Source organism: Bacillus sp. ISL-47, from assembly GCF_018613175.1.
GTDB lineage: Bacteria > Bacillota > Bacilli > Bacillales > Cytobacillaceae > Cytobacillus.
The window spans coordinates 146955-169593 of record NZ_JAGGQS010000045.1 but is presented as its reverse complement, the minus strand read 5'-3'; the positions used below and the strand labels follow the sequence as shown (position 1 = coordinate 169593).

22 protein-coding genes and 1 riboswitch are annotated in these 22639 nt (G+C 41.2%); of the genes, 8 read left to right on the top strand and 14 right to left on the bottom strand.

All coding sequences use genetic code 11. From position 1 onward, the window contains the following. Window positions 1-21: 21 nt before the first annotated feature. Complete coding sequence (locus tag J7I93_RS15615) at window positions 22-312, bottom strand: HesB/YadR/YfhF family protein (RefSeq protein WP_214726778.1); 291 nt, start codon at window positions 310-312, stop codon at window positions 22-24. 129 nt (window positions 313-441) lie between these two features. Between J7I93_RS15615 and J7I93_RS15610 the strand changes: the two genes are divergently transcribed. Beyond that, window positions 442-702 carry a hypothetical protein gene (locus J7I93_RS15610; RefSeq protein WP_214726777.1) on the top strand — a complete coding sequence of 87 codons (261 nt, stop codon included), beginning with the start codon at window positions 442-444 and terminating at the stop codon, window positions 700-702. Between the two features lie 44 nt (window positions 703-746). Here the strand turns inward: J7I93_RS15610 and J7I93_RS15605 are convergent, their stop codons facing one another. Both J7I93_RS15605 and J7I93_RS15600 read right to left on the bottom strand, forming a co-directional pair. Next, complete coding sequence (locus J7I93_RS15605) at window positions 747-1562, bottom strand: CPBP family intramembrane glutamic endopeptidase (protein WP_214726776.1); 816 nt, start codon at window positions 1560-1562, stop codon at window positions 747-749. Window positions 1563-1634: 72 nt separating this feature from the next. Beyond that, entirely contained in the window at window positions 1635-2795 is a 1161-nt protein-coding gene (locus tag J7I93_RS15600) for a CapA family protein (protein ID WP_214726775.1), read from the bottom strand. A 349-nt stretch (window positions 2796-3144) separates the two neighbouring features. Here J7I93_RS15600 and J7I93_RS25425 point away from each other — a divergent pair, with 349 nt between their 5' ends. Further along, window positions 3145-3270 carry a hypothetical protein gene (locus J7I93_RS25425; RefSeq protein ID WP_285289082.1) on the top strand — a complete coding sequence of 42 codons (126 nt, stop codon included), beginning with the start codon at window positions 3145-3147 and terminating at the stop codon, window positions 3268-3270. 48 nt (window positions 3271-3318) lie between these two features. Here the strand turns inward: J7I93_RS25425 and J7I93_RS15595 are convergent, their stop codons facing one another. Continuing rightward, window positions 3319-3513 carry a hypothetical protein gene (locus J7I93_RS15595; RefSeq protein WP_214726774.1) on the bottom strand — a complete coding sequence of 65 codons (195 nt, stop codon included), beginning with the start codon at window positions 3511-3513 and terminating at the stop codon, window positions 3319-3321. 107 nt (window positions 3514-3620) lie between these two features. Then, window positions 3621-4718: an ATP-binding protein gene (locus J7I93_RS15590; RefSeq protein WP_214726773.1), complete on the bottom strand. Its 1098-nt coding sequence runs from the start codon at window positions 4716-4718 to the stop codon at window positions 3621-3623. A 442-nt stretch (window positions 4719-5160) separates the two neighbouring features. On the opposite strand from J7I93_RS15590, the gene J7I93_RS15585 reads away from it, so the two are divergent. Beyond that, window positions 5161-5997, top strand: a complete 837-nt coding sequence (locus J7I93_RS15585) for an STAS domain-containing protein (RefSeq protein ID WP_214726772.1) — start codon at window positions 5161-5163, stop codon at window positions 5995-5997. 38 nt (window positions 5998-6035) lie between these two features. Here J7I93_RS15585 and plsY read toward each other — a convergent pair whose 3' ends face one another. After that, entirely contained in the window at window positions 6036-6620 is a 585-nt protein-coding gene (gene plsY, locus J7I93_RS15580; protein ID WP_214726771.1) for a glycerol-3-phosphate 1-O-acyltransferase PlsY, read from the bottom strand. Between the two features lie 203 nt (window positions 6621-6823). On the opposite strand from plsY, the gene J7I93_RS15575 reads away from it, so the two are divergent. The 3 genes from J7I93_RS15575 to J7I93_RS15565 all read left to right on the top strand — a co-directional run bounded on the left by J7I93_RS15575 (window position 6824) and on the right by J7I93_RS15565 (window position 10609). Continuing rightward, on the top strand, window positions 6824-7147 hold the full coding sequence (locus J7I93_RS15575; protein WP_214988003.1) for a DUF3243 domain-containing protein: 324 nt from the start codon (window positions 6824-6826) through the stop codon (window positions 7145-7147). 140 nt (window positions 7148-7287) lie between these two features. Further along, window positions 7288-8730, top strand: a complete 1443-nt coding sequence (locus J7I93_RS15570; protein ID WP_214726770.1) for a phospholipase D family protein — start codon at window positions 7288-7290, stop codon at window positions 8728-8730. A gap of 157 nt (window positions 8731-8887) precedes the next feature. After that, window positions 8888-10609 (top strand): glycosyl hydrolase family 18 protein, encoded by a 1722-nt coding sequence (locus J7I93_RS15565; protein ID WP_214726769.1) that lies wholly within the window; start codon window positions 8888-8890, stop codon window positions 10607-10609. A gap of 269 nt (window positions 10610-10878) precedes the next feature. Here the strand turns inward: J7I93_RS15565 and ade are convergent, their stop codons facing one another. The 8 genes from ade to J7I93_RS15525 all read right to left on the bottom strand — a co-directional run bounded on the left by ade (window position 10879) and on the right by J7I93_RS15525 (window position 20171). Continuing rightward, complete coding sequence (ade, locus tag J7I93_RS15560) at window positions 10879-12627, bottom strand: adenine deaminase (RefSeq protein ID WP_214726768.1); 1749 nt, start codon at window positions 12625-12627, stop codon at window positions 10879-10881. A gap of 275 nt (window positions 12628-12902) precedes the next feature. After that, window positions 12903-14270, bottom strand: coding sequence for an NCS2 family permease (locus tag J7I93_RS15555; protein WP_214726767.1), 1368 nt, complete (start codon window positions 14268-14270; stop codon window positions 12903-12905). Between the two features lie 250 nt (window positions 14271-14520). Next, the gene (locus J7I93_RS15550; RefSeq protein ID WP_214726766.1) at window positions 14521-14835 is read right to left on the bottom strand and encodes an XdhC family protein; all 315 of its coding nucleotides are present in this window, start codon (window positions 14833-14835) and stop codon (window positions 14521-14523) included. Then, complete coding sequence (locus J7I93_RS15545) at window positions 14814-15644, bottom strand: XdhC family protein (protein ID WP_214726765.1); 831 nt, start codon at window positions 15642-15644, stop codon at window positions 14814-14816. The genes J7I93_RS15550 and J7I93_RS15545 overlap by 22 nt, the downstream gene beginning before the upstream one ends. An 8-nt stretch (window positions 15645-15652) precedes the next feature. Next, entirely contained in the window at window positions 15653-17965 is a 2313-nt protein-coding gene (locus J7I93_RS15540; RefSeq protein ID WP_214726764.1) for a xanthine dehydrogenase family protein molybdopterin-binding subunit, read from the bottom strand. Next, window positions 17955-18836, bottom strand: a complete 882-nt coding sequence (locus J7I93_RS15535; RefSeq protein WP_214726763.1) for an FAD binding domain-containing protein — start codon at window positions 18834-18836, stop codon at window positions 17955-17957. Before J7I93_RS15535 ends, J7I93_RS15540 begins: the two co-directional genes overlap by 11 nt. Before the next feature lie 259 nt (window positions 18837-19095). Then, complete coding sequence (locus J7I93_RS15530; RefSeq protein ID WP_214726762.1) at window positions 19096-19680, bottom strand: nucleotidyltransferase family protein; 585 nt, start codon at window positions 19678-19680, stop codon at window positions 19096-19098. Then, the gene (locus J7I93_RS15525; RefSeq protein ID WP_214726761.1) at window positions 19680-20171 is read right to left on the bottom strand and encodes a (2Fe-2S)-binding protein; all 492 of its coding nucleotides are present in this window, start codon (window positions 20169-20171) and stop codon (window positions 19680-19682) included. Before J7I93_RS15525 ends, J7I93_RS15530 begins: the two co-directional genes overlap by 1 nt. Before the next feature lie 232 nt (window positions 20172-20403). Continuing rightward, a riboswitch (purine riboswitch) is annotated at window positions 20404-20502 on the bottom strand. A gap of 159 nt (window positions 20503-20661) precedes the next feature. On the opposite strand from J7I93_RS15525, the gene J7I93_RS15520 reads away from it, so the two are divergent. Together J7I93_RS15520 and J7I93_RS15515 are read left to right on the top strand one after the other, a co-directional pair. Further along, window positions 20662-21012: a Na-translocating system protein MpsC family protein gene (locus J7I93_RS15520; RefSeq protein WP_214726760.1), complete on the top strand. Its 351-nt coding sequence runs from the start codon at window positions 20662-20664 to the stop codon at window positions 21010-21012. A gap of 236 nt (window positions 21013-21248) precedes the next feature. Next, window positions 21249-22577 carry a nucleobase:cation symporter-2 family protein gene (locus tag J7I93_RS15515; RefSeq protein ID WP_214726759.1) on the top strand — a complete coding sequence of 443 codons (1329 nt, stop codon included), beginning with the start codon at window positions 21249-21251 and terminating at the stop codon, window positions 22575-22577. Window positions 22578-22639 lie beyond the last annotated feature (62 nt).

The following is a 22639-nucleotide window of genomic DNA, read 5'->3' as shown; positions in this document are numbered from 1 at the left end:
AGACCTAGTCTGCTTCCATTCTTACTTATCATATTTAAATTCAGGTTCCTTCGCTTTTTCATTAAATTCTACGAGTAGGTCATGATTATCAAAATACCAAAGGTCTTTTTCTTCTATAAAATAAGTGATTCCATCTTTTTCAGTTTGTACACCTGCATTGTGCGGCTTTTCATTGGAGACGCCCAGTGAAAAGCCCTGCTGGACGGTGCTGGAGCCACCGTATCTTGCAAAAAAGCGGACGTAGTCACCCTTATTCAAGAGCATTTCTTCTTGATACCATGCGGAAGCCTGATCGTTAATATGTATTTTCATTTTGAAACTCCTCCTCTTGGGTGATAGTAATATTATAGGCTAGATTTTATTTAAGTGCGAATAATTCAATTTGCATCAGTCAACCAGGTTTTCTGGCAATATAAAAAATTCTATTTAAGAGGTGATAAGATGACTTCCTATCGGCTTTTTAATATTTTGGGTGTCATATTGTTTACGGGGATTGCCCTGCAGATGTTTATCCAAACGAGCGGTGCAAAAAAACTAATGGAAGCAGGGGGCTTTGTAGCTGTTTCTGCACTTTTGTATTTTATCCTCGTTTCTGTTTTTCATAAAAATAAAAATCTTTTTGTTCCTTTGATAGCGGTATTGGTTTTGCTTTCTGTTGGAATGATTTTTCTGCAGGAAATGATTTTTGGAGGAGCGCACTAAGAGAAAGAAGGAGTATCTGCATTGGAAATGCAAGTACTCCTTTTTTATCCTGAAAATGGGATGGAGCCGCTAAGGATCATTAATACATTGATTGCGCTATGCCAAAGGATAGCGGGGATTATGCTCCCCGATTTGACCGTTATGGCACCATAAAATACCCCTCCTAAGGCAAATAAGAGGCATACAGCAAAAGAGTAACCAAGCATCAAGTGGGAAAATCCAAAAGAAATTCCCGAGAAAATGACAGCTTCTTTTTCTCCTGCCAAGCCTGCCATTCTGGTTAATAGAATTCCCCTCCATAAGAATTCCTCCATAAATGCATTTACAGTGGAAAAGCCAATCAGGAATACAAATAAATCTGTCCCAAAAGGAATTTCAGCTAAAAAAATGGCAGGGGCTAAAATAACGCTATTCATAATCAAGGCTATAATCAAAAATGCTTTAATCGTCAGCGAATGGAACCCTCTCCATATAAACGGAAAATAAATTTGGGCATTCCAGGCAGGTTTTTGCCAATAGCGATTTGCCGACTTATTAAACTTCTTACTAACATATATAAGAAGCAGGATAGGTATTATTAACAGAACACGGTTAAGGATCAATAAAATATAAGTTTGAAGGGGCAGTTCATCCAGCAGCCTGTCTCCATACAAAATTAAAAGATTGCCGGTTAAATAAGCGGCGATCGTCCAGGAAAAAACACGTTCTTGCCGGGAAGTTACCAATAAAAAAATAATAAGTGCAAAAGACAGGATAAAAGCAAAAGTAAAAAGTTTATTTTGTAAAAGCAGAAGAACAGCCAGAAAAATGCTCAGCTGTAAATAGGCGAAATCTTTTTTCTTAAAATGAGAATCTTCCATCACCATCACCCCTTTGACCTATAGATTATTTTACCACTATTCCCACATGAAAAAGCGCCTGGTCAAGGCGCTTTAGTGAAGATTTCCAAGCATGTGTTTCTGAATTTCGTTATATTTGGAATCTGCATTTTTCAGTCCGTAGCTGCCAGCTTCCTCTAAAGGTACGATTCGATAATTTTTTAGCTGTTTATTGCTTACATAGGTTGGAAAGAAACTTGGATTGGAAAGTTCGATTCTGACGCCCTTTTGATCAATATATTTAGTGATATGCACTGTTGCCAGGCCGCCAACATCTTTATAGTCACGCATTTGGCCTGACAGGAAATTGCCAAGGGAATATACGACGAGGGATTTTCGTCCATCTTTAGCTTCAATCCATTCCATGGGCTGGAGTACATGAGGGTGGTGGCCAAATATAATATCGACACCTTCATCAACAAGATACTTCGCAAGCTCCTTTTGCTCATCCGTAGGCTGGAGCTGATATTCATTTCCCCAATGCAGGCTTAAGACAACGATGTCTGCTTCATTTTTAGCTCGGTGAATCTCCTCCTGCATTAAAGGTTTATCAATTAAATTAACAAGATAATCTTTTCCTTTGGGGACAGGAATGCCATTTGTGCCATAGGTATAAGATAAATAAGCGATATTAATTCCGTTTTTACTCATGATTTTTAATGTTTTCCGTTCGCTTGCAGACCTGCTTGTTCCCACATGCGGCAATCCAATTTGATCCATATAGTCAATGGAAGCTTTAAGGCCTTTTTCACCCTTATCCAGTGAGTGATTATTTGCTGTTGAAACAATATCAATCCCCGCATCGATTAAGGCATCTCCCACCTCCTGAGGACTATTGAACATTGGGTAACTGGAAACACCAATGGCCGTTCCGCCCAAAATTGTTTCTTGATTGGCAAGAAGTAGGTCAGGCTCCCTTAGTAATGGTTTCATATGCTCGAACATTGGCCTGAAGTCATAGCCTGCCTTTGTTTTTGCATCGTTATAAACCCAATCATGGATCAGGATATCACCAATTGCCCCAAGAGTTGCCTCCTCTTTCAGCCCTTTGTTTCCGATAACAGACTCCCGGGACTGATAATGCAACTGCGCAGGTTTTTTAACTGCAGCGGCAGCTTTATTTTCCGTATACATCTTAAAAATCAGAAAGGATGAAAGTAAAACTAATATTGTGCAAAGAAGCGTGGTAAGCAAGAGCGTCTTTCTCATTTTCATAAAAGTTATCCCCTTAACATAGAAGCATTAAAATTTATAATTGGTCTTAAATTTAATATAATATAAATTTATATATTTTTCCCTATATTTTTAAAATTAAATTACTTTAGTCTGTTTTTGTCGTTTTTTTTACTCATTCAAGGGTAAAATAAAGAAAATTATTTTTATAGAGGTGAATTAGATGTTTAAGATGACTCGCAATGCGATTAATGTACTTTCCAATGCCATTAAAAATGAAAGGAAAGGTAAGCAAGCGGAACAATTGTATGTAAGGCTTTCAATGGGAATTGGCTGAGGCGGTCCTCAATTAAAGCTGTCTCTGGAAGAGCAGCCGTTAAGTGAGGATAAGGTGCTGGAGATAGAGGGGATAGATGTGCTTATCCATGAACGTGACTATGTTTATTTTGACAGCACCAAACTTGACTATGTTGAAGATGCCTTTGGAAGAGGGCGCTTTCAGTTGTTAAAAATGTAATCATTGATTTTTCAAATACTAAAAGCGGTGCCGGCTGGCATCGCTTTTTTAGTTCATATCCATTTCTTCAATGAAATCAATTAGTTCATCAAAGTTAGTCAAAACTTTTAGTGGTAACCCTTCACTATCCATATCAGGACCAAATTCAAAAAGTTCAACTATGAAATCCTCTTTCTGAGAAGCTTCGGTGACAGAAGTGGTAAAGGAATAGCTTTGTTCTTTGATCAATTCTGTATTTTTCATTAAAACCACCTTCCGCTAAAACAAATATTATCTACTTTTAGTTTACTATCTAAGGAAAGAAAATTTTCTTTATTTTTTGACAAATTAACGAACAAAAAATGTTCTATTTATTTTTGGTTTAAAAATAGGGGAAGTTCAATCTTAAATACTGTACCAGTATCAAGTTGTGAATTGAGGACTATATTTCCGCCATGTTCCTCTATGATTTTTTTGCAAATCGACAGGCCAATGCCCGTTCCGTTTGATTTTGTTGTATAAAAAGGGACGAATAATTGGTCCACAGTCTCCTGTGACATCCCCGGACCGTTATCCTCCACAATTATATAGGCTTTTTCTTGTTTTGTTTCAGCGTATATTCGGATCATGCCATCAGACCTGTTAACATTTTGAAGGGCTTCTAACGCGTTTTTTAAAATGTTCACCAGCACTTGTTTAATCTGGTTATTATCACCAAAAACTGATGGATTTGCATCACAAGGCTGTATGGAAAAATTTATATTATGAAGATGGGCTTCGCTTTCAAATAATAGGGTCACTTCTTGGATAAGTTTGTTGAGCCACACTTCTGTTTTCTTCTTCTCCGGGGGCTTAGCGGCATTTAAAAATTCGTAAATAATATCATTTGCCCGATTTATCTCTTCCAATGCAATTTCAGCATATTGTTCTTTGCCAACATCAATTAAATAAGGTTTTATAAGCTGAATGAAACCCTTTACTGTCGTTAGGGGGTTCCTGATTTCATGTGCAATGCCAGCGGCAAGCTTTCCAACGTTGGACATATAATCGGATGCGAGTGAAGCTTCATGAATTTCTTTTGCTGTTTCTTCAAAGTACTTCTTTTTTTCCATCAGTTGAAGATTAAATTGCAGCAGCTTCTTTTCGACCCGATCAGCCGCTTTCTTAAATTCCTGGTCTTCTATGGATAGAGGGAAACAGAATAGGTGATGACGGTCTTCTTCATCCTCAACCACATATATTCGATGAGGCAGATACCTATCCTCTTTTCTTACTTTGACTACTTTATATCCGTTCCTGTCTAAATTTTCTTTAAAGCTGATAACTTCATCGGTTGCCAAGAAGTTTGTAAATAATTGTCCTGTCAACTTATTTTCTACATCCAAGGAAGCAGACAGGATCTCGTATTTTCCATTTATTAAAAAATAGGGAAAAGGCATTTTTTCTAATAAACTCTTTGTTAAATACATATATTCATCATCCTAACTATAAAAGTGGTTTGGCTGAAGCCGCTTTTTCATAGTTTATAAATATCATTTTGTGGTAAGTAAAAAGTGATTTATCAGCCCTAAACTAATGTATGGCGAATGATAGCAGATTATGTTTCTTTATGTAAAAAAGGATAAGGCTCTGTTAAACTTGCCTGTGATTTCCGCTCCAGGCACGCAGCGGAACGCGGGACGATCCGATGCTCATTGGCGTTTAGCGCAGCGAGTTCTCTCCTTGACTTGCTTCTTCCGCTGAAATTAAAGGGTGCCAAAATCAATTGTAAGCTTTAAATATTGTCAAAATTAATTAAAATCACAGGCATCGATTTATGTTAGATGATACGGGATAGGTCTATATGACTAGTATAATATTATAGAAAACTCAGAATCAACAAAACGATACGCCTTTGAAGGAGCAAATAGAATGACAGCAAATGAAAAACTAAAAAACTATCTACTTGAAAATAGCAATACCATTACTGAAAAATGGCTATCTATAAGGCGGGAAGAGGATGACTCATCCATTTATTCCAATTATATGCCGCAAAAGATTGTAAAAGAGCTTATTGATTCCAACCATGAACTTATTAAAGTCATTGCTACTAGTCTTTCCCGCGAGTATGAGGGGAACCTGGAAGCATGGAGCAGTGAAGCAGGTGAACGAAGGGCAAGGATAGATATCGGCCTTACCAGATCCATTTCCCATTTTAATGTTTTTCGAGATGTGCTCTGGGATTATCTTGAAAGATTTTTTCTGAAAAATAATATTGATCTTTCAGAAGCATTAAAGCTGGGAAGGAAGGTAGATAATGCTCTGGATGGGTTGATAGAGGGATTTACTGTATCATATAGTGCTTATACAGTTAAACGAATGCGTTCACAGCAGGAAATGATCGATGAATTAAGTACACCAATCATAACAATAACGGACGCAGTGGCTGTTCTTCCGCTTATTGGCGATATCGATACACATCGGGCAAAAAAACTGATGGAGCACTCTTTAAGGGAAAGCAGCGAGAAGGAAGTCAATTGTTTAATCGTTGATTTATCTGGTGTTTTGGTTGTAGATACGATGGTTGCACAGGAATTGTTTAAAATCATTGATGCCCTAGAGCTGACAGGGGTAGAAGTGTCTTTAACAGGGATAAGGCCGGAACTGGCACATTCAATCATAACATTAGGAATCAGCTTTGACCAAATAAAAATGTATAATAACCTTATGCAGGCTTTAAAAGACTTTGGTATTACACGAGTGGAATAGAGAAAGCAGCAGAAACAATTCTGCTGCTTTTTGTTCTATTAACCAAGCCATTTAATTTTTGGTTCTGTTTTGTTCCTGATCCGCTTGATATTAGCCCTGTGCCTGTAGATAACGAAGAAGCCAAGGATGGATACAACGATAATAAGGGGTATATCCCAAACAATCAGCGCATAAATAATTGAGGCCACTGCAGCCATGATTGAAGCTAGTGATACATACTTCGTTATGTATAGGCTTAAAAAGAAAACACCCAGTATAATGAGAAACATAAGAGGTACATAGGCCAATAGCACGCCGCCTGATGTTGCGACCGCCTTTCCGCCGCGAAATCCTGCAAACAGGGGATACATATGTCCAACTACTGCAAAAACACCAGCCATTAAAGGATGCATGTCCGATCCAAAAATAAAGGGAAGAACGGCTGCAAGGGTACCTTTCAAAATGTCAGCTATTGTTACGATCATCCCGGCCTTGACGCCGAGAGTCCGAAAAGTATTGGTTCCTCCTAAGTTACCGCTTCCATGCTCCCGTATGTCCACTCCATAAAACGCTTTCCCCACAATTAAACCGGAAGGAATGGAGCCAAGCAAATAAGCTAAAATGATAATAATTCCATAAATCATGAAAACTCTCCTTCACACATTCATCGTTACTATATTGTACCATGTCAGCAAAGCTGCATACCATGTGCAAATGAAAAGTTGTCCATATATTTTCATTATACATAGCCTAAAAGCTCAAACTCTCCGGAAATTGTTTGTTATAGGAATATTCGGGTATTTATTAACTGTCACAGCAATCAAACCATTAAAAGGAGAGATGCAGTATGGAACAGAACATGAATAATACAAATGGACAAGCAGAAAATGTGGAGCAAAAACTTAACAATATGGGAAGTGAAAAGAAGGAAGAAATTCTTTCTAACTTTGATGAATTTAAAGAATATCTAAGCGGGAAAGTTTCCATGGGCAAAAAGATGGGCATGGGTGAGGAACAGCTCGCCAACACAGCCCAAAAAGTGGGTGACTATTTAGCATCTAAAGAGGATCCTCGTAATCGTGAAGAGAAGCTGCTTCAAGAACTTTGGAAGGTAGGCACTGAAGAGGAGAAACATAAGCTGTCACATATGCTTGTTAAGCTTGTAGGATAAATGGCAACTGAGCCAATGGGGCAGTTTTTAAGGCGAAGGCACAAGCCTTCGTCTTTTTATTTTGATTTTAGAAGCATAGGAGCGTTTACATTGGTCAAAGATGGTCTATATATAGGTATCTGACTATAGGGGGAGTCTTAGTGCAAAAGGTTCAGGGTTTTATTAAAAGAAAAAGATTATGGATTCCCGTTTTGAGCCTGTTTCTTATTTTAATTTCAACTATTATTTATCAAAGCAATAAACCATTACCAAAAGGTCTTTCTTTCGAGGGAGAAATTTATCCTGTCGAAGACGTTCAATTTTTATACGATCTTACCTATGAAAAGAAAAATGGCAAGAGAGAGAGTGATCAGCAGATATTTCAGCGCATAACTGAAGCGATTGGGGAAGCAGAAGATTTCATTGTGATGGATATGTTTTTATTTAATGGCTATCATGATGGCGATCAGGAATTTCCTGATATAAGCGGCAAAATAACAGACAAACTTATTGCCCAAAAGGAAAAATACCCTGATATGGAGATCACTGTTATAACGGATCGCATTAACAGCACCTATGGATCCCATAGTGTACCGGAACTTGAAGAACTTAAAAAGAATGGAGTAAATGTAGTTTTTACTGCACTTATACCTTTAAGAGATTCAAATCCTATCTATTCCGCTTTCTGGCGTGTGTTTTTACAATGGTTCGGCCAGGGTGGAGAGGGGTGGCTTCCTAATCCGCTAGCCAAGAATGCACCAGATGTAACATTCCGTTCTTATCTGGATCTTATGAACATTAAAGCAAATCATAGAAAGGTATTTGTAACAGAAAAAACAGGAATTGTTACATCCGGGAATCCACATAATGCCAGCGGGTTCCATTCAAATATAGCTTTTGAAGTGAAGGGGCCTATTTTGTCTGACCTGGTTAAATCCGAACAGGCAGTTGTAGACTATTCAGCATCCGGCAATCTTCCAGCTTTTAAATCCCTGACAAAAGGAGAAAACAGTACAGCGAAGGCTCAGGTACTGACAGAGGGCAAAATATATAATCATATTGTCAAAGAGATTAATGAAGCGAAGCGAGGTGAGACTATCTGGCTGGGCATGTTTTATCTGGCAGACCGGGAAGTGGTGAAGGCTTTAAAAGATGCTGCTGACCGGGGAGTAAAGGTTAAAATGATACTCGATCCCAATCAGAATGCCTTTGGATCGGAAAAGGTTGGCCTTCCGAATATCCCAGTGGCAGCGGAATTGGACAAGCTCGGCAATGAGAATATTAAGATCCGCTGGTATAACACAGGTATTGAACAATATCATCCGAAACTAATGTATATAACCGGAAAAGAAAATAGCATTATAATCGCGGGGTCAGCTAATTTTACGAGGAGAAATTTGGATGACCTGAATTTGGAAACAGATTTAAAAATTTTCGCTCCTCCCCAATCGAAAGTCATGCAGGATGTGGATGCTTATTTTCATAGACTATGGGAAAATAAAGGAGCGTTATATACTAATGATTATAAATCGAATGAAAAGCTGCCAGCTTTAAAATATATTACCTATAGGCTGCAAAAGCTCACTCAATTTACAACCTATTAAAAGAATTGCTGCTAAATTGCACTAATATCGAAACTTTTCTTATATTTCGTTCGTTATATAAGGGGGCAAGAAATTAGTGCGAATCTGCCGGCCGTTCTAAATTCCCTTCCCATTTTCTGAACATTTCGATACGATGGCTATAAGGGAGGAAATGGCAATGGCTCATATTGAAACAAACCAGCAAAAGCCTCAAGCAAAAAAGCTTATTTTTGCAGGGCTTTTGTTTGCTTTTATACTGATGCTTTCCAGTGTGTTTTGGCTGATATATCCTTTTGCTTCAAAGGAAAGAGCACCCTATTTTAAAGGTGAGAATCCCATTTTATTTGAGGGAAGGCAGCAGGGCAATGCCCTAATTGAAGGAGAAGCAGTTTATTTGCCGCTGTCTTTTTTAAATGGGTTTATCGATGAGAATATCCTATTTGATGAAAAATCGCAGTCAATTATTATAGCAACTAAACATAAAGTGGTGCAGATGCCATCTGAATCTCTTACATATTACGTTAACGAGAAGCCAGTCGAGCTGCATTTTAGTGTTTTTAAACAACATGGAGGAGAAAAATATCTGGCGATTGAGCCGCTTTTAACTTATTACCCGATAACCTATTCGATTCTTGAGGATTCAGGAACTATATGGGTGCAAAAGGACGGAGAGGAGCTGGCTGCCGGAAAAGTAACTGATAAAGAAATTCATGAAGAAATACTCCGCCTTCGCACTGATGCCAGTTTGCAGTCACCGTATACAGCTTCTGTTTCGCCAAATGAGGAAATTTGGGTTGAGGATGTTAAAGAAGATTACTATTTTGTTAGAAAAAAAGACGGGACAGCAGGTTATCTAAACAAAGATTACATCGTAAAAGGAAAGACAGAGCAAGTTTCCATTGCTATAGAGGAAGAGGTGAAACATGTGCCAGGAGTTGAAGGGCCTATCCAGTTGACCTGGGAGGCCGTTTATTCACATAATCCCAATACTTCGCAGATTCCAAAAATGCCTGGTGTCAATGTCGTATCCCCAACCTGGTTTGAACTTTCTAAGAAAGATGGCTCTATCAAGAACCGCGGCTCGATTGAATATTCTAGGTGGGCACAACAGCAGGGTTACCAAGTATGGGGCTTGTTCTCAAATGCGTTTGATCCGTTTTTGACCCATGAATCGTTCCAGTCCTTCGAAACAAGGCAGAACATGATTCGCCAGCTGCTCCATTACAGCAAGCTGTATGAACTAAACGGAATCAATCTTGATATTGAAAATGTCAACCCCGTGGATGGGCCTCTAATTACGCAGTTTGTCCGTGAAGCAACCCCTTATTTTCATGAAGCAGGTTTGATTGTGTCTATGGATATTACGTTCATTTCATCCAGCGGAAATTGGTCAGCTTTTTATGAACGGGATCAGCTTGCCGAGATAGCAGATTATTTGGTGGTCATGGCTTATGATGAACATTGGGGAAGTTCTCCGGTTGCCGGGAGTGTGGCGAGTCTTCCATGGGTGGAAGAAAACCTGAAAAATCTCCTGGAGGTAGTACCTAATGAAAAACTAATATTGGGAGTTCCTTTATATGCAAGGCTATGGGAACAAAAACAGTCTGGAGAAGTGTCATCCAAGGCTTTATCCATGAATAAAGTAAAAGAATGGCTTAATGAGAATAAGATTAGTCCAGCTTATGATCATGCAAGCGGACAAAATTATGCTGAGTATTTTTCGGAAGAAGATCAAACCACGTACAGGATATGGCTCGAAGATGAATTATCCCTGAAAAAACGAGCTGATTTAGCAAGAAAATACAAATTGGCCGGAGTTGCTAGCTGGAGCCGGTATTTTGCTGACGAATCTGCGTGGACGGCATTGTCTTTAGGAAATGAGCAAGTTACTAAAAAATAGGCACTGCTAAACTTGCCTGTTGATTTCCGCTCCAGGTGCTAAGCGGACGGCGGCCGATCCGACCCTCCTCAAGCATTAAGCCTGCGGGGGGTCTCCTTTTGTCTCCGCTTCTCCCGCTGGCCGACGATTAAGCATCTCCGAATGAACACCGTAATAAGGAAATGCGAATGCTTTTTCAAGGATCTCACTCCTTCACTCCAGCAACAATAATCAGCTTTAACAGAGCTAAAAAATATAATGAGGCCGGGAGTCTATCCCGGCCTCATTTTTTAATGCAGAGTCTGTTCAGCAACCGAAATGTGGCGGAAAGTTTTTACGGAAAACAGGCCTTTATCTGTCAGCTTAAGCTCAGGAATGACAGGGAGAGCCAAAAAGGATAGTGTTAGAAAGGGGTTAAATTGCATGCTGCAGCCAATTGTCAGAAGCGCCTGATTCAATTCTGATAAACGTTTGCTGATGAAGGCAGAATCCTGATCTGTCATCAGACCGGCTATCGGCAGGGCAATATCTGCGAGGACTTTACCATCCTGTATAATTGCGAGCCCACCTTTCATTTTTGCAGTATGTTCGATCGCAAGCAGCAGATCTTCATCAGAGGTGCCGGCTGCGACGATATTGTGGGAATCGTGTGCCACGGTTGAAGCAATTGCACCTCTGTTGATGCCCAGCCCTTTTACTATGCCCAGGCCGAGATTACCGCTGTTTTTATGCCTCTCAAGCACGACAAGCTTCAAATAATCTTTTTCAGGGTTGGGCTGGAAAAAGCCATTGAGATTATCCGGTTTTTCCACGAGGTGCTTGGTAACAATACTGTTCGGTATAATACCAATAATATGGGCATCGCCAGTTCCAATCCATATCTTAAGATCATCATAACTTATACGATTAATCTTGACACTGTCTATGATAGGAGGAGCAGGAGCCATGTTGCTCCTGGCAGGATGTTTGATGGTTCCGCCTTCTGCAGCAAGTTTGCCGCTCTTCATGACTTTTTCGATGTTAATGGTATTCAGATCGCTTAGAAACAGCAGATCCGCTTCATAACCTGGAGCGATCGCGCCCTTATGCTTGAGGCCAAAGCATTCTGCTGCGTTCAGAGTGGCCATTTGGATAGCAAGTATGGGGTCAACGCCCTCATTTATAGCCATTCTGACATTATGGTCAATGCTGCCTTCGTTCATTATGTCGTCAAGATGCTTATCATCGGTCACAAATAAACAGCGTCGTGCGTTTTGCTCGTTGACTGCTTTTAAGAGAGCGATTAAGTCTCTGGCAGCAGATCCCTCTCTCAGCATGACATGCATGCCTCTGCGAAGACGAACAAGTGCTTCTTCAGCATTTATGCATTCATGGTCGGTCCTAATCCCTGCTGACATGTATACATTGATGCCATCAGCATTCAATCCAGCAGCATGCCCATCAATATAATGGCCTTTGCTGCTTGCGCCTTCAAGCTTTTTTAACATTCCTTCATGATTTTGCATAACTGCGGGATAATCCATAACCTCGCCAAGGCCGATCACTCTCGGATGGGCGTAAAGGTCTTTAAGATCCGTGTCACTTAGTTCTGCACCCGCGTTTTCAAATGGTGTTGCGGGGACACAGGAAGGAAGCATAAAAAACACATCAAGCGGAATATTTTCTGAAGCTTTGAGCATGAAATCAATGCCTGCTAATCCGCTGACATTTGCAATTTCATGAGGATCCGCGATAACGGTCGTTACACCATGTGGGATGACAACATTGCTGAATTCAGCAGGCGTGACCATCGCCGATTCAATATGCACATGCCCATCAATGAAACCTGGGGCAATGTAGCTGCCCGCTGCATCAATGGTTTGCTTCCCTTCATAGTTTCCCAGTCCTGCGATATAGCCATCAACAATCGCAATATCTTCTTGGAGTATCTCTCTGGTAAAAACATTTATTACTCTCCCATTTTTAATAACGGTATCGGCAGGAGTCCTTTTGGCTGCTACGTCAATTCTTCTTTTTAAAACATCCAATGTGAGCTCCATTTAAACTCCTCCATTTTTTATTAAAATAAGGCTGTGCTAAAGCTTATTGTTGTATTTGGCACCCTGTTGATTGGAGTGGAACGTGCTAATCCCGCGAAAATGCATTCGCATTTCCTTCGTGCGGTGTTCCTTCATGGATGTTTAATCAAACTCCAGCGGGAGGAGCGAGTCAAAGGAAGACCCGCAGGCGCGAATGCGCCGAGGTTGCTTGGCTTCCGGATCGCCCGCTGTTCGCTGATTGCCTGGAGTGGAAATCAATTTAAAAAAGTCTAAAATTAATGGCCGCCCATGATGAAGTTGATTATAAAAGCTGTGCTCACAAAATACATAATCCAGTGGATCTGGTCTCGCTTGCCGGTTAAAAGCTTTAGCAAGGTATAGGAGATAAAGCCGAAAGCCAGACCCTGCGCTATGCTAAAGGTTAATGGCATTAGAACAATCGTTAAAAATACAGGTATAACATCTGTAAAATCATCAAAGCTGATATGCTTAATTTCACTAAGCATTAAGGCTCCGACGAGAATGAGTATTGGTGCAGTTGCTACGGATGGAATGAAATAGATTAGCGGAGCGAAGATAAGTGAAAGGAAGAATAGCACACCTACTGTTAAAGCGGTTAATCCCGTACGTCCGCCTTCGGAAATACCAGTTGCGTTTTCGACATATGCATTTAGGGCTGTACTTCCAAAAGTTGCACTTGCCATAGTTCCAACTGCATCTGCCTGTAGGGCGCGGTCCAGATTTTCGATTTTGCCGTTTTCGTCTGTAAGGCCGGCTTTTTTTGATAATCCGATTAATGTGGCTAGATTATCAAATAATTCAACAATGGTGAAAGAGAAAATGACAGAAATAATACCATATTGAATGGCTCCCATGATATCCATTGCCATAAAAGTCTCAGACATGCTGGGCAATGAAAGGGAAGCAACATCGCTGATTGCTTTTGGATAGGCGATAAAGCCTACTATCATGGCTAAGACGCTAGTGCCCAAAATGCTGATTAAAAGGGCGCCTTTTACTTTTTTAGCCATTAATAGAGCAGCGGTAATCAGTCCGAATAGCGCAAGAAGGGGACCTGTGCTTGTGATATCTCCGAGTCCCACGAAGGTGGCTTCATTTGCTACGACAAGCTCAGCATTTTTCAGGCCAATAAAGGCAATGAATAAACCTATCCCGACTCCAATAGCCGATTTCAGCACACCGGGTACGCCGTCGACTATTTTTTGCCGGACACCGGTAACGGTCAGGATTAGGAACACTATACCCGATATAAAAACGGCACCTAAGGCTGTCTGCCAGGATAGCCCCTGCCCAAGCACAACCGTATAAGCAAAAAATGCATTCAATCCCATTCCAGGTGCAACTGCTACTGGGAAGTTGGCCCAAAGTGCCATTAAAAGTGTACAAAATACACTTGCATAAATGGTTGCAGCTAATGCAGCTTCTTTGGGAATTCCGGCATCAGCCAATATGCTCGGATTCACGAAAATAATATAGCTCATCGTCATAAATGAAGTAATGCCTGCGAGAATTTCTGTTTTTACGTTCGTTTTCCGTTCAGACAGCTTAAAAATCTTTTCTAAAAGGCTTGCCTGTGAGGAGGGAGGGAGACCGGACCCTAAATCCTTTTCAATCATCGACATGAATGATCACTCCTTGCTTAAATTTGCATTACGAGGTCAGCAAGTCCTAGTGCAAATAAGCTGGAACCGAAAAAAATTCAATATTTATTGTCCAAAGATAAATTTTATAACAGGAAATCTGTTAATTTACTGGATTAATCGGCGGAAAGTGCAATTTAACTTTTAAAGTAGCTTAATCTTTCTGCGAGAAGTAGTTAAATATAAATTTATCCGCGAAATCGAATTCACATCTTAATCTGATAAAAAAGTATTATAGTGGTTCAATAAAGACATCCATAATGCCGCCGCAAATTCCACCATCTTCATAAAAGAGACCCTTTGTGAGATCAACACGCTGCTGGCTGTGCCTGTTCGTCTTAATCACTTCAAGCGCTTTTTCTATTACTATTGCCTCTCCGCAGCCGCCACCAATGGTTCCCTCAATTCTTCCACAAGAATACACAATCATTTTACTTCCTGCTTTTCGGGGAGTAGACCCTTTCGTACGGATAATGGTTGCCAGTGCGGCTTTTTCACCCCCTTTCATGAGTTCCATAGACCGCCTTAAGAGGTGCATTTGTTCCATGTGCCGGCCCCCTCATGAAAACCTTTTTTGGCATGCTTTTTGATTTTCTCGCTCAAAGAGCTGCCGGATTTTTGATTTTTAACTTTTAAAATTTCGGCCATCACGCTGACGGCAATCTCGGCAGGTGTTTCTGCACCAATATCGAGGCCGACAGGAGTATAGAGATGATCAAAGCTTTCATTTGGATATTCCTGGCGTATCTCCTCAAAAACTCCGGATATTCGCCTGCGGCTGCCTATCATCCCGATATAAGCAGGCTTTTCATTGCGATTTAAAAGTTCAGTTAGGCTCAAAACATCAAATTTATGCCCTCGGGTCAAAAGAAGAATATAAGTTTGTTCCGTGATGTCTACGGTCTTGAAATAGCTTATATAAGGTTCGCAAACTACCTCATCCGCTTGGGGAAAACGATTTCTATTAGCAAATTCGGGCCTGTCATCAATGACTGTGACATAGAAACCGAGCATTCTACCCATTTTAGCCATAGGCTCGCAAACATGGCCGGCACCAGCGACGATAAGGTGAAGGGGGGCAGGGAAGTATTCTGCAAAGCATTCTACAGATGTATTATTGCTGAAAAATCTTACTGAACCCGAGGATTTTTTTCTTATGAATTTTTGGCAGTTTTCAGCTAATTTTTGTTTTAAATCAGCATCTAAAGGGAAACTGGTATATAGCTTGCTGTCTGCATGAAGCAAGGCTTTTGATCCAATCAGCCTGATGTCCGAATGGTCGGTAATCGTCAGCAGGAATATATCTTTCCGGTTATTTATCGTTTCTTCAAGTTTTTTATACATATCAAAGGTCATCAATTGGATCACCTTGCAGACTGGGTCTTTTTATTTTTAAGTTCTTTTAACGCGTTAAATACCCGTTCCGGGGTAGCAGGCAAATGATAGATTCTTGCACCTGTTGCATCATAGATTGCCGCCATTATGGCTGCAATTATCGGAATCATCACTACCTCACCGATCCCCTTAGCCCCAAAAGGTCCTGTTGCTTCCGCTTCCTCGACAGGAAAGGTCTCGATTATAGGAGTTTCCCGTATCGTTGGAATAATATAGTCGGTAAAGTTGCGGGTTTTATGATAGCCGTCCTCAATCAGAATATCTTCAAAAAGTGTATAGCCAATCCCCATAACGGCTCCGCCTTCCGTTTGCCCTTCAAGCCCCTGCGGGTTCATCACTTTGCCTGCATCCGGAATGGAAACGACACGAAGGACATCTGTTTCCCCGGTGAGCATATCCACTTCAACCATCACGACATGTGTTAAATAGCCGTACAAATGATGGGGGGCTCCGCCTGATCCTTCAATCTCTTCTTTTTCTTTAGGAAGGTAAAAATGCCCTTCAACTCTAGTAGTTTTACGATTATTGAAAAGGTATTGATAGATGGATTGATAGGTTAATTTTTTCTTTTCTGCTGCAATATGATTCGTGTTAATTGTTACTTTAGAAACAGGTATGTTCAACATTTCTGCTGCTGTTTGCGTCAGCAGTTTTACCATATTGGGGGCAGCAGTGGCAACGGCTCGGCCGCCTGTATAGGTTGAACGCGAGGCAGTAACGGTTCCTCCATCCAAGGTGCGGGACGTGTCGCCCTGAACCACATGAATATTTGAGATATCACAATTGAGTATTTCCGCAGCCACCTGCGCATAGACCGTACTGTTGCCGCCGCCGATTTCTTCACACCCCACACCAACTAGAAATTTTCCATCCGGCAGCAATTCGATTGATGCAGCACCATAGTCCGGAAGGCCGATTCCCATTCCGATCCCGTGGAAGGAGGTAGCAAGTGAGATTCCTCTCTTTTTCCAGGGTTCAATTACTTCAGCTTTATATATTTCTCTATTTCGCCATAAATCACAATTTTCCGCTGCTTCTAGTGTCTTAAATGTCCCGACGCTCGATTTGACGACATGCCCAACACTTGAGACTTCACCCTGGTGGTAAACATTTTTTTTACGCAGCTCTATTGGGTCAATACCCAGCTTTTCTGCAATCATATCCATATGTGTTTCAATCCCCATGCAAACCTGGTTCACGCCAAAACCTCTGAAAGCCCCTGCAATGCCATTGTTTGTATAAACGCAGTATCCTTCAAGATCAACATTCGGAATCTTATAGGGGCCGCAAGAATGTTCTATGGCAAGTGCAATAACAGCTCCGCCTAGGGATGCATAAGCGCCTGTATCACCAACTGCCCTAACCTGATTTGCCAGGAGTGTTCCATCCCTTTTGGCCGCTGTTTTCATATGGACCTTAAAGGGATGCCTTTTTATGCCGGCAACAACCGACTCTTCCCGGCTGTAATGGATTTTAACAGGCCGGCTGTTCGTATGCATGGCTAATAATGCAAGATAAATTTGAACGGTGATTTCATCTTTCCCGCCAAAAGCACCGCCAATAGGACTGGATATCACCCGAATGCGTTCAGGGTTATAGGCAAGCGAGCGGGCAATCTGCATCCGGTCCCGATATGCATACTGGCCTGGGCAGCGAATCGTAATAAATCCTTCCTCATCCATAACACCCCAGCCGCCTTCCGTCTCAATAAAAGCATGCATTTGCCGCGGGGAATAAAAGGTATTTTCGACAATAATATCCGCTTCCTGAAACGCTTTTTCGGTATCCCCGTTTTTAATGGCTACGTGACTGTGAATATTACCGTCAGGATGAAGTCTAGGAGCGGAAGGAATCATAGCAAGCTCTGCATCTGCCACAACCTCCAATGGTTCGTAGTCCACTTTAATGAGAGAGAGAGCCTGTTCTGCAATTTCCAGTGATTCTGCTGCCACAAGCGCTACAGCATCGCCCGTACAGCGGACCACTTTGGAGCAAAGGACTGGCTGATCGGGCACCACGATCCCAAAGCCGTTAAATCCGGGTATGTCCTTGTGCGTCAAAACACATATCACTCCAGGAAGCTTTTTGGCTTCTTCCGTGTCAATATGGTTAATTTTTGCATGAGGATATTCGGACCGTAATACTTTTCCCCATACCATGTTATCGAATTGGTAATCCGTCATATATTTTAATTCCCCTGTTACTTTCACAGGGCCGTCTATTCTCCTGACTCTTTTTCCAACCCATTTGAAGGATTCAGGATTGGTCTGGTTATCGGTCATTGTTTCCCCACCTCCTAATCAATCGGTATAATCCTCTTTCCAGCAGGGCGCTCGCCATATCGCGCCGATAGGTTGCAGTCGCTCTGACATCTGTAATAGGCATGACTTCTTTCCAAGCAATCTTGGCGATATTCTGGATTAAATCTTCTGTCAGCGGTCCCTGTGAAAGGAGGGCTTCACATTTTTTTGCACGGATGATCGTTGGGCCGACCGCCCCAAAAGCAATTTTCCCGCCTTGGCAGTGCCGCCCTTCGATCATTCTTAAGGAAATCGCGACATTCACAATGGAAATAGATTGGGCTTTCCTGGGGCCGAGCTTTTGGAAAATCCCGATCTCGTTTGAAACCTGCGGCTGAATCAAGATGTTAGTAATCATTTCATTCACTCTTAAAACTGTCCTTCCCGGACCAGTGAAAAACTGTTCAATGGGAACTAGCCTTTTGGTGTTTAAGGAGCTGATTTCAAGTACGGCACCAAGGACATACAAAGCCGGGATTGTATCTCCTGCCGGTGAAGCAGTTCCGATATTGCCGCCAATGGTTCCGATATTTTGCATTTGCGTAGCTCCAACCTCGCGGGCCGCCTCAACCAGAACATCCGCTTTTCTCTTTAGCAGGGGAGATCGGACAATGTCTGTGTGTGTAGTTAAGGGGCCGATATGGATGCATCCATCTTTTTCTTCGATATAGCGAAGTTCTTTTAAGTTCTTAATATTAATCCAAACCTCAGGGCGCCATTTTCCTTCCTTCATCCGTACTGCTGCATCTGTACCGCCTGCAAGCATTTTATGGTTTTTATCCGTTTGGGCCAGAAATGCAAGGCATTCAGAAAGAGAGGACGGTGTGAACATATCAATTTCAGAAACAAGCATGGGCAAACCTCCTTTTTTAATTTTTGGCTCTGTTAAAGCTTATTGTTGTTTTAACACCCTGTTGATTGGAGCGGAAGGCACTAAACCCGCGAAAATGCATTCGTATTTCCTTCGTGCGGTGTTTATACAAGTAAGCTTATTAAAATCCTGCGGAGTGCGGATCAAAGGGAGACCCTGCAGGAGCAAAGCGACGAGAGCTTCGGATCGCCCGCGGAAAGGTAGTGCCTCGTGCTGAATCAACAGGTCCATTTAACAGAGTCTAATTTTTTAATGCATGTAAATAATCTTCCGGAGTATTTAAATTCAAATGGATGGAAGAATCATCTACAGGAACTTCTTTTACGAGACTTTTATGCTTTTGAAAAACACTTCTCAGTCCCTTAGTTTCTTCTTTGATGACAGAAAGCTCTTCACGCAAAACCGAAGAAAAGACAACGGGATGTCCTCTTTTCCCCTGAAAGGCTGGGACTGTAATTAGGCTGTTTTCTTTAAGTTGTACGTTATAAAGCCGGTTTAATGTCTGGGCTGATGATGGCTGGTCTACCGCTGTAATCAGTATGTTCGGCGCGAAAGGATTTGCTGTATTAAGGCCTGCAATGATGGAGGAACATTTCCCAGTATGAAATAAGTCATTTTTAACCACTTTGACAGGATAGTTTATTGCAATCGTTTCTAAATCTTCTGACCTGTAGCCTACAACAGCGATCACATCTGAAAATGGTGATTCGAGCAGGGTCTGCAGCTGGTATTCAAATAATGTCCGTCCATGCCAGGGGAGCAATCCTTTTAATTCCCCCATCCGAGTAGATTGTCCTGCTGCCAAGAGAATGGCCGTGCCTGCCATTAACTTGAAATGGTTTCCTTTTTGGAATTATTTTTGGCAGCTGCTGATTGGACAGCTTTGATGATTTTGGTATATCCTGTGCAGCGGCATAGGTTACCGCCTAGTGCTGTTTTTATTTCATCCGTAGTTGGAATATGGTTAATTCCGTTTAATAAAGCTTTTGCAGAAACAATAATTCCAGGTGTACAGTAACCGCACTGCGTAGCACCTTCTTCCACAAAAGACTCCTGAATTACATCCAGGTGGGGAGTTAGCCCCACACCTTCGCAAGTGATGATGTCCTGACCTTCTGCCTGACCGGCAAGGACAAGACAAGAACAGGCAACCTCGTTATTGATTAATACAGAGCAGGAGCCGCATTCTCCTTTTCCGCAGCATTCTTTGCTTGCAGTCAGCCCGAGATCTTCTCTGAGGACATCGAGAAGAGTTTTGGCAGGCGGGCAGGTAATTGAGCACTGTACTCCATTAACTCTTAATTGAATGGTTTTCAATTTTATGCCTCCTTATTGAAAGGGAACCAATAGGAATTCCCATAGTCAGCCTATTAATTTTTTTTGATTACACAAAACTGTATAGGCAGTTAGACCTTTTTGGCAGATTTAATTTTGGGGTTTTGTGGTCTGGAAGTTTTGGTGTTTTTAACTAAGATATTATGCATTTTCTTCTAAATAGACTAAAAAACATAAAAAAATTCCCAAATCAGAAAAGAGTCTCGTGCAGATAAAAGCACACATCTCTTTTCGTAGTCAGGAATTTACGGTTCCTAGTAGAGACCCTCAAACCAATTTTTGAGGTTATACGAAAATCAGGATTGTATTTTCTTTCATAGAGAGGATTATGGCCAATTTTTATAGAATTAAGGGGTGAGTTGCTTTGAAGTTTAATAGCTCCTCTAATATTTTGTCAAGTCTAAATTTTCTGAAAAATTATATTGACGCATAAAACCTGTTTGTTTAATATAGTGTTTAACAGGAGGACATTATGACTTATACCTCATCACAATTTCATCCAACTTTTAAAAAAGAGCTTGCTCACCTATATAACCGCATTAACCAGGAGATATATGGTGTGGGAGTAAAAAAACAGCGGATTGAAACCTTTGATGACAGAGTGATCATTTTTGCACAGCACAAGCGTGTACAGGCACTGAAGATGCTAAGCAAAAACTTTAACCACTTAACCTTTTCGGTTGATTCTGCATTGATTGCAGAGTTTAAATCGTTGTTTAAGGTGCATATTGAAGCAACTCTTGATCTCGAAGTAAGGACCATTTTAAAAGATTATGATCCTGTTACAGAGGAAGCATGCACAATCATATATTTTAGTGAGTAAAAGATTATATTTGGGATAGCTGTGTATTACGCATTTATCTTAAATCCATATGAAGGCGGTTCCTTCAGCTTTTGTTTACCGAAAGCTTTATGAAACCGCAGTAATAGATCATCCGTTTGTGATGAGTTCTATTGCTGCGGTTTTTTTTATATCTTTTTTTAAGGAGGTGATTTGGACATTCGTTGTTGCTGGTCCATGCAAAAGAAAACAAAAGAAAAAACCTGGAGGGGAAGCTTTTGGAAAAATTAAATCCTTGGAAGGTAGGGACTTTAGGGTTTCAGCATGTACTGGCCATGTATGCGGGAGCTGTGATTGTACCGCTAATCGTAGGCCCTGCAATTGGCTTGAACGCTCAGCAGCTTGCTTACTTGATTTCAATCGATTTATTTACTTGCGGGATTGCCACTTTGCTTCAAGTGATAGGCGGGAAGCATTTTGGCATAAAACTGCCTGTAATTCTGGGGTGTACGTTTACAGCAGTAGGCCCGATGATCGCCATTGGCAATCTGCAGGGGATTACTGCCATTTATGGCGCCATTATCGCTTCGGGCATCATCGTTATGATTTTGTCCCAGTTTATGAGTAAAATCATGCGCTTTTTCCCGCCTGTTGTTACAGGTTCGGTTGTGGCGATAATAGGGGTTTCACTTATTCCGGTTGCGATGAATAATGCAGCTGGCGGACTAGGATCACCGGATTATGGAAGTGGAAAAAATCTGTTTCTTGCCGTCTTTACCCTTGTGCTGATTATTGTCATGAACCGATTATTTAAAGGGTATATGAGAGCCATTTCTGTCTTGCTTTCACTCATCGCAGGCACTATTGTTGCTTATTTTATGGGGCAGGTAAACTTGTCGGAAGTTTCGAATGCCTCCTGGTTTCATGTTGTCCAGCCATTTTATTTCGGCTTTCCGACCTTCAATGCATCTGCAATCCTTACGATGACTCTTGTTGCCGTTGTAAGCATGATAGAGTCTACAGGGGTATTTTTGGCACTTGGTGATGTGTGTGATAGAAAGCTAGACTCCAAAGATATTAAGAAGGGACTGCGGGCTGAAGGGCTTGCTGTTGCAATAGGAGGCATTTTTAATGCTTTTCCATATACTTCTTTTTCACAGAACGTGGGCCTTGTTGCCCTCACCAAGGTAAAGACCAGGAATGTCGTTATCGCTGCTGGAGTCATTCTCATGGTTCTTGGGCTTTTGCCAAAAGTAGCTGCTTTAACAACGATAATTCCTATGGCTGTTCTGGGCGGGGCCATGATCCCAATGTTTGGTATGGTTATATCCTCAGGTATTAGAATGCTTTCATCCGTAGATTTCTCCAAAAATGAAAACCTGCTGATTGTGGCCTGTTCAATAGGTATTGGACTGGGCTCAGCCGTAGTTCCGCAAATCTTCGAAAGTCTCCCTACTAGTGCCCGTTTACTAGTGGAAAATGGAATTGTACTAGGAAGTATTACGGCAATTTTATTAAATTTGGTATTTAATCACAAAGAATTAAATATAAGTGATAGAGAAAGAATCGAACAGCTGAAGAGTGATCACTCAGCTGAAGCGATTTAATAGAATTATTTCTTTCAATCTGCCATGAAGCAGAAATCTAAATAATAGATAGGAGCAGGGTA

What these genes read in the sequence shown, in the direction of transcription:
- J7I93_RS15615 (WP_214726778.1), bottom strand. Translation starts at nt 312, where the DNA reads ATGAAAATACATATTAACGATCAGGCTTCCGCATGGTATCAAGAAGAA.
- J7I93_RS15610 (WP_214726777.1), top strand. Translation starts at nt 442, where the DNA reads ATGACTTCCTATCGGCTTTTTAATATTTTGGGTGTCATATTGTTTACG.
- J7I93_RS15605 (WP_214726776.1), bottom strand. Translation starts at nt 1,562, where the DNA reads ATGGAAGATTCTCATTTTAAGAAAAAAGATTTCGCCTATTTACAGCTG.
- J7I93_RS15600 (WP_214726775.1), bottom strand. Translation starts at nt 2,795, where the DNA reads ATGAAAATGAGAAAGACGCTCTTGCTTACCACGCTTCTTTGCACAATA.
- J7I93_RS15595 (WP_214726774.1), bottom strand. Translation starts at nt 3,513, where the DNA reads ATGAAAAATACAGAATTGATCAAAGAACAAAGCTATTCCTTTACCACT.
- J7I93_RS15590 (WP_214726773.1), bottom strand. Translation starts at nt 4,718, where the DNA reads ATGTATTTAACAAAGAGTTTATTAGAAAAAATGCCTTTTCCCTATTTT.
- J7I93_RS15585 (WP_214726772.1), top strand. Translation starts at nt 5,161, where the DNA reads ATGACAGCAAATGAAAAACTAAAAAACTATCTACTTGAAAATAGCAAT.
- plsY (WP_214726771.1), bottom strand. Translation starts at nt 6,620, where the DNA reads ATGATTTATGGAATTATTATCATTTTAGCTTATTTGCTTGGCTCCATT.
- J7I93_RS15575 (WP_214988003.1), top strand. Translation starts at nt 6,824, where the DNA reads ATGGAACAGAACATGAATAATACAAATGGACAAGCAGAAAATGTGGAG.
- J7I93_RS15565 (WP_214726769.1), top strand. Translation starts at nt 8,888, where the DNA reads ATGGCTCATATTGAAACAAACCAGCAAAAGCCTCAAGCAAAAAAGCTT.
- ade (WP_214726768.1), bottom strand. Translation starts at nt 12,627, where the DNA reads ATGGAGCTCACATTGGATGTTTTAAAAAGAAGAATTGACGTAGCAGCC.
- J7I93_RS15555 (WP_214726767.1), bottom strand. Translation starts at nt 14,270, where the DNA reads ATGTCGATGATTGAAAAGGATTTAGGGTCCGGTCTCCCTCCCTCCTCA.
- J7I93_RS15550 (WP_214726766.1), bottom strand. Translation starts at nt 14,835, where the DNA reads ATGGAACAAATGCACCTCTTAAGGCGGTCTATGGAACTCATGAAAGGG.
- J7I93_RS15545 (WP_214726765.1), bottom strand. Translation starts at nt 15,644, where the DNA reads ATGACCTTTGATATGTATAAAAAACTTGAAGAAACGATAAATAACCGG.
- J7I93_RS15540 (WP_214726764.1), bottom strand. Translation starts at nt 17,965, where the DNA reads ATGACCGATAACCAGACCAATCCTGAATCCTTCAAATGGGTTGGAAAA.
- J7I93_RS15535 (WP_214726763.1), bottom strand. Translation starts at nt 18,836, where the DNA reads ATGCTTGTTTCTGAAATTGATATGTTCACACCGTCCTCTCTTTCTGAA.
- J7I93_RS15530 (WP_214726762.1), bottom strand. Translation starts at nt 19,680, where the DNA reads ATGGCAGGCACGGCCATTCTCTTGGCAGCAGGACAATCTACTCGGATG.
- J7I93_RS15520 (WP_214726760.1), top strand. Translation starts at nt 20,662, where the DNA reads ATGACTTATACCTCATCACAATTTCATCCAACTTTTAAAAAAGAGCTT.